The sequence below is a fragment of the Alphaproteobacteria bacterium genome (assembly GCA_040218575.1).
Classification (GTDB): Bacteria; Pseudomonadota; Alphaproteobacteria; order JAVJRE01; family JAVJRE01; genus JAVJRE01.
Genome location: JAVJRE010000002.1, coordinates 257502 through 272668, shown reverse-complemented (window position 1 = coordinate 272668; position 15167 = coordinate 257502). Strand labels below are relative to the sequence as shown.

The 15167-nt window shown below is 65.6% G+C and carries 16 protein-coding genes; 9 read left to right on the top strand and 7 right to left on the bottom strand.

Features of this window, described 5'->3' with window-relative positions; all coding sequences use genetic code 11:
• Positions 1 to 27: 27 nt before the first annotated feature.
• The 3 genes from RIE31_02885 to RIE31_02875 are packed head-to-tail and all read right to left on the bottom strand — an operon-like array spanning position 28 to position 1984.
• Entirely contained in the window at positions 28 to 489 is a 462-nt protein-coding gene (locus tag RIE31_02885) for a hypothetical protein (GenBank protein MEQ8639547.1), read from the bottom strand.
• Positions 486 to 830 carry a rod-binding protein gene (locus tag RIE31_02880; GenBank protein MEQ8639546.1) on the bottom strand — a complete coding sequence of 115 codons (345 nt, stop codon included), beginning with the start codon at positions 828 to 830 and terminating at the stop codon, positions 486 to 488. The genes RIE31_02885 and RIE31_02880 overlap by 4 nt, the downstream gene beginning before the upstream one ends.
• Positions 830 to 1984, bottom strand: coding sequence for a flagellar basal body P-ring protein FlgI (locus tag RIE31_02875; protein ID MEQ8639545.1), 1155 nt, complete (start codon positions 1982 to 1984; stop codon positions 830 to 832). Before RIE31_02875 ends, RIE31_02880 begins: the two co-directional genes overlap by 1 nt.
• A gap of 334 nt (positions 1985 to 2318) precedes the next feature.
• Between RIE31_02875 and RIE31_02870 the strand changes: the two genes are divergently transcribed.
• Both RIE31_02870 and dksA read left to right on the top strand, forming a co-directional pair.
• The gene (locus tag RIE31_02870) at positions 2319 to 2738 is read left to right on the top strand and encodes a flagellar assembly protein FliX (protein ID MEQ8639544.1); all 420 of its coding nucleotides are present in this window, start codon (positions 2319 to 2321) and stop codon (positions 2736 to 2738) included.
• A gap of 409 nt (positions 2739 to 3147) precedes the next feature.
• Positions 3148 to 3513 (top strand): RNA polymerase-binding protein DksA, encoded by a 366-nt coding sequence (gene dksA, locus RIE31_02865; protein ID MEQ8639543.1) that lies wholly within the window; start codon positions 3148 to 3150, stop codon positions 3511 to 3513.
• A 166-nt stretch (positions 3514 to 3679) separates the two neighbouring features.
• Here dksA and flgH read toward each other — a convergent pair whose 3' ends face one another.
• Genes flgH through flgF form a run of 4 tightly spaced genes read right to left on the bottom strand, consistent with a single transcriptional unit; the run spans position 3680 to position 7046 of the window.
• On the bottom strand, positions 3680 to 4447 hold the full coding sequence (flgH, locus tag RIE31_02860) for a flagellar basal body L-ring protein FlgH (protein MEQ8639542.1): 768 nt from the start codon (positions 4445 to 4447) through the stop codon (positions 3680 to 3682).
• 34 nt (positions 4448 to 4481) lie between these two features.
• The gene (gene flgA, locus RIE31_02855) at positions 4482 to 5459 is read right to left on the bottom strand and encodes a flagellar basal body P-ring formation chaperone FlgA (GenBank protein ID MEQ8639541.1); all 978 of its coding nucleotides are present in this window, start codon (positions 5457 to 5459) and stop codon (positions 4482 to 4484) included.
• 4 nt (positions 5460 to 5463) lie between these two features.
• The gene (flgG, locus tag RIE31_02850) at positions 5464 to 6255 is read right to left on the bottom strand and encodes a flagellar basal-body rod protein FlgG (GenBank protein MEQ8639540.1); all 792 of its coding nucleotides are present in this window, start codon (positions 6253 to 6255) and stop codon (positions 5464 to 5466) included.
• Positions 6256 to 6311: 56 nt separating this feature from the next.
• The gene (gene flgF, locus RIE31_02845) at positions 6312 to 7046 is read right to left on the bottom strand and encodes a flagellar basal-body rod protein FlgF (GenBank protein MEQ8639539.1); all 735 of its coding nucleotides are present in this window, start codon (positions 7044 to 7046) and stop codon (positions 6312 to 6314) included.
• Positions 7047 to 7374: 328 nt separating this feature from the next.
• On the opposite strand from flgF, the gene RIE31_02840 reads away from it, so the two are divergent.
• The 7 genes from RIE31_02840 (at position 7375) to RIE31_02810 (ending at position 15067) form a co-directional block, all read left to right on the top strand.
• Positions 7375 to 7899 carry a flagellar basal body-associated FliL family protein gene (locus RIE31_02840; protein ID MEQ8639538.1) on the top strand — a complete coding sequence of 175 codons (525 nt, stop codon included), beginning with the start codon at positions 7375 to 7377 and terminating at the stop codon, positions 7897 to 7899.
• Positions 7900 to 8028: 129 nt separating this feature from the next.
• Positions 8029 to 9033 carry a flagellar motor switch protein FliM gene (fliM, locus tag RIE31_02835; GenBank protein ID MEQ8639537.1) on the top strand — a complete coding sequence of 335 codons (1005 nt, stop codon included), beginning with the start codon at positions 8029 to 8031 and terminating at the stop codon, positions 9031 to 9033.
• Positions 9034 to 9038: 5 nt separating this feature from the next.
• Positions 9039 to 9542 carry a DUF6468 domain-containing protein gene (locus RIE31_02830; GenBank protein MEQ8639536.1) on the top strand — a complete coding sequence of 168 codons (504 nt, stop codon included), beginning with the start codon at positions 9039 to 9041 and terminating at the stop codon, positions 9540 to 9542.
• A 2-nt stretch (positions 9543 to 9544) separates the two neighbouring features.
• Positions 9545 to 10207 (top strand): hypothetical protein, encoded by a 663-nt coding sequence (locus tag RIE31_02825; GenBank protein ID MEQ8639535.1) that lies wholly within the window; start codon positions 9545 to 9547, stop codon positions 10205 to 10207.
• A 5-nt stretch (positions 10208 to 10212) separates the two neighbouring features.
• On the top strand, positions 10213 to 10983 hold the full coding sequence (locus tag RIE31_02820; protein MEQ8639534.1) for a flagellar motor protein MotB: 771 nt from the start codon (positions 10213 to 10215) through the stop codon (positions 10981 to 10983).
• Positions 10980 to 11696 carry a flagellar motor protein MotB gene (locus tag RIE31_02815; GenBank protein ID MEQ8639533.1) on the top strand — a complete coding sequence of 239 codons (717 nt, stop codon included), beginning with the start codon at positions 10980 to 10982 and terminating at the stop codon, positions 11694 to 11696. The genes RIE31_02820 and RIE31_02815 overlap by 4 nt, the downstream gene beginning before the upstream one ends.
• Complete coding sequence (locus RIE31_02810) at positions 11693 to 15067, top strand: hypothetical protein (protein MEQ8639532.1); 3375 nt, start codon at positions 11693 to 11695, stop codon at positions 15065 to 15067. The genes RIE31_02815 and RIE31_02810 overlap by 4 nt, the downstream gene beginning before the upstream one ends.
• The last annotated feature ends 100 nt before the right edge of the window (positions 15068 to 15167 follow it).

Genomic DNA, 15167 nt, shown 5'->3' with positions numbered 1-15167 from the left:
GTGGCTGTGGTTGGCTGGCGTGGGGCTCTAGTAACGTCCGTTGATGGCCATGGCCGGTCGGCTGGCACCCTTCGGCGCGGGTCGGCTGGCGATGCCGGCGGCGTCATAGGTGTCGGCGCCGGGCTGCTGCCGTACGACACTGTCGGCAATGGCCCGCAGCAGGCGGTCGTTGCATTCACGGGCGGCCCGCAGGGCGCGCTCGTTGGCCGCCGCTACGTGGGCAAAATGGGTGATCGCGCTTTCCATCTCCGCGCGCAGGGCGGGCGCCACCACCTGCAACAGTGTGGGATTGCCTTCCAACGCCCGGTACTGCTTTTCGAAGGACTGAATCAGCGCGCTCTTATCCTCCTGCAGCGCTACGATGTCTCTCGGGCCGATCTGACGAAGGCGACCGCATTCGTCTTCCAGCAGGGCGACCAGCCGGCTCGCCGTAGCGATCAGCGACTCTACTTGTTGGGTTGGGGTATGGCCGTAGGGGGTAGTGGTCATGTGACCTCCTGCTGGTCCAGAAACATGCGAACGATGGAATCGGCGATGCCGACGCCGCCTTGCTGGGCAATCGTTTCGCCATAGCGCTGCAACAGCAGCGAGCGGTAAATGCCTTCGCCGAAGCCGCCGCCAAAGGCGCCGTCGGTCTTGATTCCGGCGAACATGCTTTCCATGACATGTGACAGGAAGAACGCCTCGAATTCTTCCGCGGCGTTCTGCAATGTGTCTGGCGTGGCAGAGCCGTCACGTACCAGATGGGACAGGCGTCGCGCCGCCGCATCCGGGGCGGGCGCCAGGTCCGGTGTCTGGGTCAGGGCAGCCAGTCCGCTCAGGTCGCTCATTACAGCAGCTCGATTTCCGCCTGCAGGGCGCCGGCCGCCTTGATGGTCTGCAGGATGGTGATCAGGTCGCGCGGCCCGATCCCCAGCGCATTGAGGCCGGCGACCAGATCACTCAGGCTGATTCCGGGCTCCAGAACCGCCATGCGCGCGTCCTGGTCTTCGTCAACCTCAACGGTTGTGCGCGGCACGGTTACCGTGGTGCCGCCGGTTGAGAAGGCGTTGGGCTGTGATACCTGCGGGTTTTCGCTGATGCGGATGGTCAGGTTGCCCTGGGCGATGGCGACCCGATTGACCCGGACATTTTCGCCCATGACGATCACGCCGGACTGTTCGTCAATGACCACCCTGGCCAGTTGATCGGACTCGACCCGCAATTGTTCGATGTCGGTCAGCAGGGCAACCGTGTCGCCCTCATAGCGTGCCGGCACCTGCAGGGCGACGGTCGCCGGGTCCAGCGGACGGGCTGCCGGCAGACCGAGAAATCCGTTGATCGCCTGGGCCATGCGCCGTGCTGTGCTGAGGTCGGCGTTGCGCAGGCTGATATTGACGCTGGTCATTCCGGCCAGCGAGAACCCGACCTCCCGTTCGATGATCGCCCCGTTTGCCATGCGGCCGGTGGTGGGTACGCCTTTGGTCACTGAAGAGCCTGAATCACCGCCGGCGGCAAAGCCTGAGACGGTAACCGGCCCCTGGGAGATGGCGTAGACCTCACCATCGGCGCCAAGCAGCGGCGTCACCAGCAGGGTGCCACCCAGCAAGCTCTTGGCATCGCCAAGGGTGCTGACGGTCACATCAATGCGTGTTCCCTGGCGCTGGAAGGGCGGCAGAGTAGCGGTGACGATCACGGCCGCCACATTGTCCGTATCGAGATCCGCTGCAGCATCGCGGGTGTTGACGCCCAGGCGCTCCAGCATGCCAATCAGGCTTTGCTGGGTGAAGGGTGAGGAGCCCAGGGAGTCGCCGCTGCCGTTAAGGCCGACCACCAGGCCATAGCCCACCAGCAAATTGTCGCGCACCCCTTCGAAGGTGGCGATGTCCTTGATGCGGGACTGCGCCGCTACTGGCTGAGGCGCCAGGATGATCGCCATGATCGCCGCCACGCAGGCGGTGGTCAGGCGGCGGATCAAGCGGCTGGAAAACTGGCGTGGGGGCATCGGGCTGTCGGTCCTCGGGCAGGGGTCTGCGCTTCGTGATGCGAAAACCGTGCCACGGGGGACCTGGCTGCGTTTGTCGGCGCAACATGCTGATGCAAAAAGGAAAACCACCTGGCGCACCGGCAAGAGCGGGCGCCGGCGTGGCCAGGCGCGCCGTCCTGCCCGGCAAGCCCTGCCGGGCAGAGGCTGCATCTTTACCGGCCGTTAAGCGTATGGACCGCAGTGTCGCCGTCATGACGGGCGATACGCATTGCACTGCCGGTGCCGGCCGCACCGATGCGCCGGCGAGAGATGTCAGACGCGCTGTGATGCTCCATGAAGCATGTGATCCACCATGAAGATTGACGGCGCTGCTCCTGCCCGTGCGCCTGCGCCGCGACGGGCTGACCGCGCTCGTGCCGGCGCCGGCGGGGCCTTCGCCAGCCATTTGCAGGAAACTGCCGGCCCGGCGGTCACCGACGCGCCTCGCCCGGTACACGCCACCGCACCTCTGTTCAGCCTGCAGGAGGTTCCTGACGCCGCCAGTGAAGCACGGCGCCGGGCGGTCGGCCGGGCGGACGTGCTGCTTGACCGCCTGGACGACATTCGCCATGCCCTGCTGCTTGGCCGCCTCAGCCAGAGACAGATGGAAGACCTGTCACGACAGATTCGATCCGCCCGTGGTCGGGTGGCCGATCCGGCTCTGGAGGCTCTGCTGGACGACATTGATCTCCGCGCCCGCGTCGAACTGGCCAAACTCGCCACCACCGCCTGACAGCGTCCCGCCGCCCCGCCCGAAAAGACCCCCCACGGATCGGCCCCCGCGGAACAGGCCACACAGACCGGGCCGCCGCCGCTCGCTTGTGATTGGCGGCATTTTGCCTATACTCCGCGCCCAAAACCGGGGTGTGGTCACGGGACAGTTGGCGGGAATACCCCTGAAACCTTGGTGTTTCGAAGGGGCTCCTGCGCTTCCCGGGGGCTGCCGGCCGGTGTGATCCGCAGGCGTGACGGCTTGCCGTTGCCGCCAGGGAGGGGAAGACGTGGTTGAAACAGGGACAAAAACGCGAAACGGCCGGCGCAGCGCTGCCAGGACCCCGGTCCGGGCGGCGGCGCCCAAACGGCGCAAACGGGCGCCCGCCCGCTTGACGGCAAACTACCGGCCGTCGCCTGAAGAACCGTTCATGAACCCGGTGATGAAGGACTATTTCCGGCTGAAGCTGCTGCGCTGGCGCGAAGAACTGCTGGCGGAGACCACGGAAACGTTGGAAAGCCTGCAGCGGGATGCCCTGTCGGCGGCCGATCTGGCGGATCGCGCCACCATGGAGGCGGAGCGGGCGCTGGAGCTGCGCACCCGTGATCGGGAGCGCAAGCTGGTGCAGAAAATCGACGAAGCCCTCAAGCGCATTGCGACGGACTCCTTCGGATACTGCGAAATGACCGGTGAGCCAATCAGCCTCAAGCGCCTGGAGGCGCGGCCGATCGCCACTCTGTCTATCGAGGCGCAGGAAATGCACGAGCGTATGGAGAAGACGTTCCGCGACGACTGAGGCTCGCCTGCCTGTCTTCAACGGGAGGAAGGGCGCTGCGCCGTCGGCCTCGGACAATGGCTGTAAAATGACTTGCGGGTGCGACCCGGTCCCGACCTCCGGATCGCACCCGCTGTCGTCCGCCGCGGACGGACGGTCCCCTGGGCCGCTTGCGCGATCCCCCGGCCTAGAACGGCCAGATAATGTCGTAAATCTGCTGGCCGTAGCGTGGTTGCTGGACGTCGGTCAGGTGTCCGCGGCCGCCATAGCTGATGCGCGCTTCGGCGATCTTTTCATAGCTGATCTGGTTGGTGGACTCGATGTCCTGCGGCCGGATCACGCCGGTGATCTGCAGCTCCCGCACTTCGAAATTGACCCGTACTTCCTGGCGGCCGGCGATCACCAGATTGCCGTTTGGCAGAATCTGAATCACCGTCGCGGCCACCTGCACGGTCAGGGATTCGCTGCGTGTGATGGATCCGGTCCCGGTCGTGCTGCCATTACTGTCCAGGTCCACCAGATTGGACGGGTCCAGAGATTCCGGCAGGATCTGACCCAGGCTCGCTTCATAGCCGAGTAGCGTAGCCGAGGCGTTTTCGGCCGCAACACGGCTGCGATTGGTGGAGTTGGACAGGGTGGCATTGTCCGAAATGTCGATGGTCACCGTCAGGATGTCACCTACGGTGGAGGCGCGCTGGTCCTTAAAGAAGGCGCGTGTGCCCTGTCGCCACAGAGAGTTGGAAGCGGGCAATTCCATCACCTGTGTCGGCATCGGCAGGCTCACGGGCTGGTAGCCGGTCACCGCCACGGGATTCTGGATTGATGTGAGGGGCGGTTCGCTCCCCACCTGGGCCAGCTTCTCCACGGTGCCGGCGCAGCCGGCCAGCACCATAAAGGCGCTGGCCACCAGGCTGACCGTAAGGGGTCGCGACGAATTGCGGGGCTTGGTGGTCATGATGATAGGCTTTCTGAAGAGCGCTGGCCGGGGATCACTGGCGCAGCCGCGCCAGGTTCGGCGCACCGGATTGGGACTGGGTCGGGATGACGGCAACGGTATCTCCGTCGACGACGACGGCATCAACGATACGGTTGGACTGGGCGTTCATCACGGCAATGGACTCGCCGCTGGCGCCGTTGACCATGGCCCGGCCCTGGGCGGTCAGGGTCAGGACGTTCGTGCGGTAGATGATGGTCACCAGGCTGCCCTTGCTGACGACGACCGGGGTGCGCAGGTCGCTTGGCCGCAACGGTTCGCCGGCGGCGATGGTGCGGCGTACGGCGCTGCCTACCAGCCGGTCTGTGTCCAGAACCAGGTTGCCCCGCAGCTCGGATTCGCGCAGGCGCACCGTGACAATATGGTCATCCGTCACCACCTCGCCGGCGGCCAGGTCATAGGCCAGGACCGGTACCATCACCGTCGTATGGACGCGGCCGCTCAGGGCGAATCGGTGTTGCGCGGTGCCGCTGGCCGGCGCCGCAAGTATGGCTGTGAACCGGCCGCTCGCCGTGTCGAAGGCCAGATCGCGCACGGCGATATCGGCGCCGCCCGTGTCGGTGGTCGGAACGTGGAACTCGATCGGACGACGGCCAAGATCAATCTCCATTTCCTTGCCAAGCCCCTGGACTTCCAGGGCCTGGGCCACCGCCGCTTCGATGCTTTGGCGATCAATCAGCGTGCTGGCCCGGCTCAGGCGAATACGGTCGAAGCGGCTGGCCGGTTGCCAGTCCAGACGGTACTGACGAGCCATTTCGGCCAGCCATGCCGCGTCCAGAATCACGCTGCGGCCGGGTTCGGGCGCGAAGGCGACGGGAATGTCGGCCATCTCCGCGGCATTGTCGAACAGATCGCCGATGCGCACCACGTCGCCGGTGACCACCGTATCGCTGCGTAGCGTCAGCGGACTCGCCGCCAACGCCGCGCCGGCAAAGATCATGACACTGAATAGAGCGAGGCTGAAGAGTCGCATGGCGCTAGATCGACTGCGCTACGGTGGTCATCATCTGATCTGACGTCTCGATGACCTTGGCGTTCATTTCATAGGCGCGCTGGGCGGTAATCAGGTTGGTGATTTCCGACACCGTGTTGACGTTGGATGTCTCCACATAGCCCTGGATGATCGTACCGAATCCAGAAGTGCCGGGTGTGCCGGTAACCGCGCCGCCGGAGGCTATGGTCTCTTTGAACAGGTTGTCGCCGGCTGCCTGCAACCCCGCTTCATTGAGGAAGGTGGCCAGCAGCAACTGGCCCTGGGTCACCGGGGCGACGGCGTCGGCGGTCTTGACGATGACTTCGCCGCTGCCGTTGATCGTAATCTCGGTGGCGTTGGCCGGAATGGAGATGTTCGGTACCATTTCATAGCCATCGGCGGTCACCAGAACGCCGGTCGGGCTTAACTGCAGTGCGCCGGCGCGGGTGTAGGCCGTCTCGCCGTTGGGCAGTTCTACCTGCAGGTAGCCGCGGCCCTGCAGCGCAACATCAAGCGCATTGCCGGTGGCCAGAAGGTCACCCTGGTCCGTAATGCGGTAGACCGCCGCCGCCTTGACGCCGGTGCCCAGTTGAATGCCCGATGGCACAACCGTGCCGGTATCGGATGAATCCGTGCCGGCCAGATTGATCGTCTGGTAGAGCAAATCCTCAAAATCCGCCCGCTGGCGCTTATACGCCGTGGTGTTCATGTTGGCGATATTGTTGGATATCACCTCGACGTTGAGCTGCTGAGCCAGCATGCCGGTTGCGGCGATGGAAAGAGCGCGTTCACTCATGACGTGTGTCCTTTGTCGGGCGGATGTCGGTCGGGATGAAAATCACTGTGCTGGCCCTATGCCTGGCGCACCAGGGAACGGATGGCGCGCAACTGGCGGTCGTTCTCCTGGTCGATCATGCGGCTGGTTGAGACGAAGGCCCGCTGCAGCGAGACCAGCTCGGTGATCTGGCTGATCGGTTGCACATTGGCGTCTTCCTGGGCGCCCTGGCGAATGGTCGCCTCCTCGGCGGCAATCGGCGGTGTGCGGCTGCTGAACAGACCGCCTGCGGCCTTCTCCAGGGCGTAGGGGGAGTCGAAGGCAACGAGCTGCAACTGTCCGATCTGACCGTTCTCGGTAGAGATTGTGCCGTCGGCGGCGATCTCGATGTGGCCGTCATCCTGGGCAAAGACGATGGGCTGCCCGCCCTGGCCCAGGATCGGGTTGCCGTTGCTGGTCACCAGTTGGCCGGTGTCATCCAGCTTCAAACGACCGTCGCGGGTATAGCGTTCGCCGGCATCCGTCTCGACCACCAGCCAGCCTTCGCCTTCGATGGCGAGGTCGAGCGGGTTTCCCGTGCTGGTGATCGCACCGGGTGTCAGGTCCAGCACTGTCGCGCGGTGCTCGACAAAGGAAATCCGGTCACGGGTCGCGCCGACCGGCGCTTGCGGTCTGGCCAGATGCTCGGCGAACAACATGCGATCGGCGCGGAACGCCGTCGTGTTCATGTTCGCCACATTGTTCGCCACGACCTGCAGGGCCTGATTGATGACCGTCAGTCGCGACAGGGCAACATAACTCGGGTTCTTCATGGGCTTGGCGCCTCCGGGTCGGGTCCGGTTGGCGGCGGGGTCGGGTGCCGCGACCCTTTATGTGCAGATGCCGTGCCAGCCGGGAAAATACGCGGAAAACCGCCATGGACGCGTACAGCGGGCGAGCCCGGCCCGGCCCGGGAGGGCTGCATACGTCGTTATGCCCGGCAAGTTCTGCCGCGGCCCGGCAAAGACCAGCCGTCGGGCCGTCGCCGCAAGACATTGTTAACCACCAAAGGCCAACAATCGCCGTGCCAAAGGGCGATCACGCGGGCCAGACCATGGGCCGACCGGATTGTCCATGCCGCGCCAGGCCGGAGAGCAGATCATGAGCAGCACCGAACTGACCAGTGATGAGGCCGAGGGTGAGGGTGTTGACGGCGAGGGCGAGGCCCCCGCCCGCAAGAAGCGCGCCGGCAAGAAGCTGATTCTGTTTATCGCGGCGCCGGTGGTCTTGCTGCTGGCTGCGGCTGGCGGTCTGTTTGCGACGGGCATGATTGGCGGCGGCGGTGGCGAGGACGACCATGCCGAAGCGACCGAGGTGCTGCCTCCTGTGTTCTTCGAAATGCCCGAGATGCTGGTCAATCTGGCCAGCGACGGACGGCGCAGCAACTTCCTCAAGGTCCAGGTGAGCCTGGAGGTTGGCGGCGAGCACGACATTCCGCGCATCAAGGCGGCGATGCCGCGCATCGTTGACAGCTTTAATGCCTATCTGCGGGACCTGAGGTTGGAGGATCTGCAGGGAAGTGCCGGCATCTATCGCCTGCGTGAAGAGTTGCTTCTGCGTGTGACGCAGGTCGCGGCGCCGGCGGAGGTGCGCGATGTGCTGTTCACCGAGATGCTTGTCCAGTAGCGCTTGAGCGCCCTGTCAGCCCGTTAGCTCGCCGAGAGGTTCATGTCAGATACCACCGATATTGCAGCACCCGAAGAGCAGGCCGCCGCACCCGCCGGTGACGATGACGCCGCTGCGGCCTGGGAAGCCATGCTCGAAGAGGGCGAAGGCGGCGACGCTGGCGATGACGATGGCGAGAACGCCGACCGCATCCTTGAGCAGGCGGAAATTGACAGCCTTCTCGGCTTTGGCGGCGACGGCAATGGCGAGGCCACGTCCGGCGTTCAGGCCATCATCAACAGTGCGCTGGTCTCCTATGAGCGGCTGCCGCTGCTGGAAGTGGTCTTCGACCGCATGGTGCGCCTGCTGACCACCAGCCTGCGCAACTTCACATCCGACAATGTGGAAGTGTCCCTGGATTCCGTCACATCGGTGCGCTTTGGCGACTATCTGAACTCTATCCCCCTGCCGGCCATGCTCAGCGTGTTCCGCGCCGAAGAGTGGGATAATCAGGGCCTTTTGGTCATCGACAGCGCGCTGATCTATTCCGTCGTTGACGTTCTTCTGGGCGGTCGTCGCGGTACCGCCGCGCGCATCGAGGGCCGGCCATACACGACGATCGAGCGCAATCTGGTGGAGCGCATGATCCATGTGGTCCTGGCGGATTTTTCCGCTGCTTTCGATCCCTTGTCCGCGGTCACCTTCCGCTTTGACAGGCTGGAAACCAACCCCCGCTTCGCCTCCATCGCGCGCCCGGCCAATGCCGCTGTTGTGGCTCGTCTGCGCATCGACATGGAAGACCGCGGTGGTCGCATAGAGGTCATCATTCCCTACGCCACCCTGGAGCCGATCCGCGAGCTTCTGCTGCAAATGTTCATGGGCGAGAAGTTTGGCCGTGACTCCATTTGGGAAACCCATCTGGCCACACAGTTGTGGAACACCGATGTGGAGATCGAGGCGGTCCTCGATCAGCAGCAGGTTTCACTGCCCACGGTTTTGAACCTCAAGGTGGGCGACCGCTTCGTTTTGGATTGCACAGCCAATAGCCCTGTGGCCTTGCGCTGCGGTGACGTGGTCCTGTTCGAAGGCAGCATGGGCCGGCAGAAAGACCGCATGGCGGTCAAGGTCTCAGACGTCCTCTACAAAAAGCGCTGACGGTCATGCTCTCTCTCGATATCGCCATTATCCTGCTGCTTGCTGTGGGCATTGGTTATGCGTTCGTGCTGGACCGCCGACTGGCCCGGTTGCGCAATGACCGCGATCTTCTGCAGCGGCTGCTCGGCGACTTTCAGCGGACCACCCAGACCGCCGAGCGCGCTATCGCCGGCCTCAAGACGGCATCCACCGCCGATCAGCGGTCTTGGGAAGAGGAGACCGCGCGGATTCGCGCCATGCGCGAAGATCTGGATGTGATGATCCAGCGCGGTGAAAGCGTCGCGCACCGCCTGGAATCCACGGGCCGTACGCCCTCGTTGATGCCGGGGGCGCCAGTGGCGCCAGTGTCAGAGGCATCCGCGCGGCGCCCGGCGGCGGCCGCCGCCGGCTCGCCGACTACCGGTATTTCACCGGCGATCGCTCAGCGCTACACAGCGGCGCCGCGGCCGACCAGTGACCGCCGGCCGGCCGGGCGGGCGGTTGGCGCGCGTGCACGGGCGGTGACCTGACGATGGCGCATCGAGCCTTTGCCTTGCGGCCTTTGTCGCTTTTTGTCATCGCCGCGGCTTTGTTCCTGGTTGTCCGCACCGGTCTGGTTCTGTTCGACGGTGGACCCTCTGCCCGTGCCTCTGAGCAGACCGGGGAAGCGCCGGCCACGGCGGTGGAAGTGGCGGCGGCGGATACCGCGGACGGCGACGGGAGTGAAGCCGCGACGGAGGAGTCCGGCGTCCTGCCGGCGGCCGCGCTGACCACTGGCCTGTCTGATGCTGAACAGGCGGTTCTGGATGAAATTGCCGAGCGTCGTCGTGAAGTGGCGGCGCGTTTGCAGGAGCTGGACCAGCGTGAAGCTTTGCTGATTGCCGCCGAACAGCGCATTGAGGCCAAGGTTGGCGAACTGACCGCCCTGCGGACGCAGATCCAGGCCCTGGTCAAACAGGTCAACGAGCAGGAAGAGGCGGAGTTGAGGAGCCTGGTGCGCATTTATGAAAGCATGAAGCCCAAGGAAGCGGCGCGCATTTTCGAGGACCTTGAACTGGCCATTCTGCTGGACATCGTCTCCCGTATGAAAGAACGGTCGAGCGCCGCCGTCCTCGCCGCTATGGCGCCCGACACCGCGCGCATTATCACAGCGGAACTGGCCAGACGGCCGTTGCTTCCCGGCGAGGGGAGCTGATCGCCGTGGTCCGCTGGCCGAAAAGCGCCACCGCCGATGCCGCCAGCGCCAGGGTTGCGGCGATGCTGGGCGGCGGTCCGGTGGTGGCAGAACCCGTCGCCGGTGACGGGATCGCTACCCATGCCGGTGTGCCGTCCCGCTCCATGGCTGATGCCAACCTCTACCTCTATCTCGGCCTGTTTTTGATCCTGCTGGCCTTCTTCATTCTGCTCAGCTCTATTTCTGAAGTGGATGCGCGCAAGGCGCGCGACGTAATGCAAAGCGTCAATCAGGCCTTTGCCCCGGGCTGGGGTATCGCCGCCGACGGCAGTGACAGTGAGCCGACGCCGGAGCTGGCCAACGCGGCGGAGGCCAACTTCAACCACCTGACGAAACTGTTCAGTGCCGCTTTGCCGGGCTTGACTGTCAGCCGGCTCAATGCCGGGAATGCCCTGCAGATTGATGTAGCGACCGACGCCCTCTTCGCCGCCCAGGGGCCCGATGGCCCGCGTACGGTGCGACCGTCGGTCATCCCCCTGCTGTCGCGCGTGGCGGCAACCGTCGCCCGGCCGGCCGGCGCCATACATCTGGCGGCAAATGTACGTATGGCCGATCAGCCTGGTGCCACGTCCCGGATCGTGGCGGACAGCGGTCTCCTTGCGCGCGCTCTGCTTGCGGCCGGGGCGCCGGCCGGGCGCCTTGCTATCGTGCTCGATTCCGAAACCGGGGACGAAATGGTCCGCTTTGTCTTTCATGCGGTGCCGTCGGACGCCGCGACGGATGCAGCTACCCAATGAGCGACGTGGCACCGGTTCAGCCCACGACCGGGACGGTTTGGTCGGCGCCGATTGCAGAGGCGGGCGGCCCATCGCGAACCGTATGGCTGTTGTCCTTCGCTGACCTCGTTTCGCTTTTGCTGACGTTCTTCGTGATGATGTTTGCCATGTCGACGGTAGCGAACGACCGTTGGTGGCAGTTTGTCGACGGGCTCGCGGCCGGTCAGCGCGATCAGGTCAGCGAACCGCTCAGCCAGGCAGACGGCCGGGTGGATGCACGCCAGATTCTGCGACCGCGGGATCTGTCCTACGTGGCCGTCCTTGTGGAACAGCAGCTACGCGCCGATCCGTTGCTCGGTGGCGTCTTTGTGGAACGCTGGCCGGACCGCCTTGTGGTATCGCTGCCGGGCGACCTGTTGTTTGCGCCAGACCGGGCGGAGCTGGCGCGCGCAGGACAGGCTGCCGTGGCCCGCCTGACTCCATTGCTCAACAGCCTGCCCAACCGGATTGAGCTGGCCGGTCATACGGACCCGCAGCCGTCCCGCCGCTTTCCCTCCAACTGGGAACTGTCGCTGGCGCGGGCGGCCAGTGTGGCGCAGGCGCTTGCCGTCTCCGGCTATGCCGGACGCCCGGCCGTCAGCGGTCATGGTTCCGGTCAGTTTTCCGGTGGCGATGGTCCCGCGCAAAGGCGCGCCCGGCGGGTTGATATCGTCATCACGGAGGCGGCGCGATGAATCACCACCGCTTCGCCGCTCTGGTCATCGCGGCCATTGCCTGCCTTGTGCTGCTGCCGGCAAACCCGGCCCCGGCGGCGGCCTCGACCGAACCTGCCGTCCGGGTTGGCGTCCATGACGGGTTTGGACGCATCGTCGTGGATTGGGGGCGGCCGGTGGTCTATGAGGCGGCAATCACGGACCAGGCGCTTGCTGTTCACTTTGCCGATCCGGTGGGGGATATCGCCCTTGCGGCGGTGCCAAGGGGCCTGGTCGACTATGTGGCATCGGCCGATGTCAGCGATGATGGCCTGACCGTCACTTTCCGCTTGAGGCGGGACTACCAGTTGCGTCAGTTCCGTCTGGGTCATGCGCTGGTGTTTGACCTCTATGCGGTCGACGCCATGGCTGAGGCCGCCGCGACCCTGGCGCGCATGGCGACGGCTGCGGATGCGACGGACCAGCCCGCGGCGGGTCAGGCCGCGACGGCAACGCCGGTGGAGACGAGCCCGCCTCCTGTTACCGTTCGGGTTGGCGAGCACAGCGCCTTCTTTCGCCTTGTCTTTGACTGGCCGCAGCCGGTGGATGCGGTGGTCAGCCGGGCCGGGCCAGACGTCACCGTCACCTTCAGTCATCCGGGCGTACTGGCCACGGACCGCCTGGCGGAGGAACTGCCGCCCTTCGTCACTCTCGGCCAGGTCGATGCCCAGGGCAGCGGCGTGCGCGCCCGCTTCGCCATCCCTGCCGCCTCCGATCTGCGCCACTTCTCGCACAACAACTCTTTTGTGCTGGATATCATGCGGCCGCCGATGTCGCCGCCGGAAGAAACACCAGCGCTTGCTCAGGCTGGCGTTGACACCGCTGCGGCGGACGGCGTTGTGGCACAGGACACAGAAGCCCCGGCGGAGCCGCAGCCCACCAGCCTGCTGGCCGCGGCTGAGGCGGTGGCGACGCCGCCACCGGCCGCCGGGCCGTCCGATGGCCTTCCTATCGTCCCGGTTGGTGTGCGCCAGAGCGGTGATGCGGTCACGCTCTCCTTTGGTTGGACACAATCGGTGGCTGCCGCGGTGTTTCGCCGGGATGGCTTTATCTGGATTGTCTTTGACCGCGCGGCTGACCTGGACCTGCAAGCCCTGGAACAGGCTGGTGGCGTCGCCGGCCGGGCGCAACGCGTTGAAGGGGCCGACGCCGCCGCGCTCCGTTTGCCGGCGCCGGGGCTGTGGCCCACGGTGTCACGCGATGGTCTCGTCTGGACGGTCGAGGTGCTGCCGGAATGGCGACCGCCACAGTTTCCGCTGGACTTCACGATTGTGCAGGACGGTGGCGCGCCGCCACATCTTTTCGCGGCCATCGGTCAGGTCGGGCGCATCATCGATCTGCATGATCCCGACGTCGGCGACACCCTGCGCATTGCACCGGTGACCCCGCTTGGCTATGGCGTTGAATCGGAAAGACAGTTTCCGCAACTTACGCTGCTGGCCTCGGTCCAGGGCGCGGCCGTGGCCGTGGTGGCCGACGACGTGGTTGTGAGCGACGACGGCGGCATTCACATATCCGCCGCCGACGGCATCCTGGTGTCGCCGGTGGTTGACCGTCTGATGGACTCGGCTCCCGGCGGAGGCAGTTTCTACGGTCTGTTCGACTTTGCTCGCTGGCGGCGCGATGATCTCGGCGGATTTGAGGCGGCGCGTCATACCCTGATGCAGGCTGCGGTCGCGGCCGGCGGTCTGGCGGTGCGCGGCGCGGGCACAGGCGTGGGCGAGGGCGACGAAGCCCGCAATCTCGCCCGCCTCGATCTGGCGCAGTTGCTCTTCGCTCATGGCCGCTCTCGTGAAGCCATGGGTCTGCTGGCGGTGGTTGGCGAAAGCGATCCCGAACGCCTGCGTCAGCCGTCGTTTCGGGCCCTGACCGGGGCGGCCGCGTGGCTGGCCGGGGATATGGACCGGGCGGCGGCGGACCTGCTGGTGTCCAGCCTGGAGAGCGACCCCCATGCGGCGCCCTGGCGGGCGGCGGTGCTGGCCGCAAGAGGTGAACCGGTGGCGGCGCTGGCGGTGTTCGGCAAGGGCCAGCAATACCTGTTGGATTACCCAGCGCCCTATAGCGCCGCGCTCACCATGGCCATGGTGGAGGCGGCGCTGGAAAGCAATGACGGCCTGGCCGCGCGCCGTTTGCTGGACGATCTGGACCTGATCCCGGCAAGTGACGCCGGCGCCGGGCGGCGGGCTCTGCTCGCCGCCCAGACCGCGCTTGCCCTGGGCGATACCGCGAGCGCGCTGGCCGACCTGGATGGCCTGGCGGAGACCGGTGACCGGTTTGTCCGGTCGCGCGCGGTTATGGCCCTGACCGAAGCGCGCCGGGCCAGCGGCGAGATCACGCTCGACCAGGCCATTGAGGCGCTGGAAGCCGTTCGCTTCACCTGGCGCGGCGACCGCTTTGAGTTTCGTATTATGCGCGAACTGGGCGAATCCTATATCGCCGTCGGCCGCACACGCGATGGCCTGGCCACCCTGCGCAAGGCGGTCGAGGCCTATCCCGATCATCCGGCGGTGGCGGCGGTGGCCGATACCATGCGCGCGGCCTTTGCCGAGGCGTTTCTGTCGTCGGACGTGCGGCTCAGCCCGGTGCGGGCCATCGCCCTATTTGATGAGTTTCGTGAACTGACCCCCGGCGGTAGCGACGGCGACCGTCTTATTCAGGGGTTGGCCGATGATCTGGTGCGGGTCGATTTGCTGCACCGTGCCGGTGAGCTGCTGGCCCATCAGGTGGAGTTTCGATTGTCCGGTGAGTCCCGCGCCCGGATCGGCGCGCGACTGGCTCTCGTCCGCCTGCTGGATCAAAAACCGGTTCAGGCCATGCAGGCTCTCGACCAGACCAACATGATCGGTCTCGACAACGACCTGCGTCTGGAGCGTCGTCGCCTCTATGCCCGCGCCCTGGGCGAAGTGGGCTCCATGGGAGAGGCGCTGGCACTGCTCGATGGTGACCATACGGCGGCGGCGGATCGTCTGCGGGTTGAACTGATGTGGCGACAGGGCGCCTGGGGCGATGCTGCGCGTATTCTGCAGGGCCTCGCCAGCGCCGTGCAGCCCGATGCGCCGGACACAGCCCTGGACCTCGATCAGGACTCTGCCAGCCTGGTGCTCAATCTGGCCGTCGCCCAGGCGCTGGCCGAAGACGAGCGGGCCCTGGCCGCCACCGCGGCCCGTTTTGCGGTGGCCATGGAACGAACCTTCTACGCGGATGAGTTCCGCCTGGTCATTGGCGGGCAGGGCCGCGACGTGGTCCTGTCACGGACCATTGCCCAGCAGATTGCCGAGGTCGGCGATTTCGAGGCCTTTCTGGCCGGCTACCGTGAGCGGCTGCAGGGCACAGACCTGAGCGCCATCAACTAGGCCGCCCGTCTCGGTCAGCCGGCGTGGAGTGTGATCCCCGCGTCAATCGTGACCCCCTTGTAAATCGTGACCCCCTTGTAAATCGTGCCCCCCTTGTAAA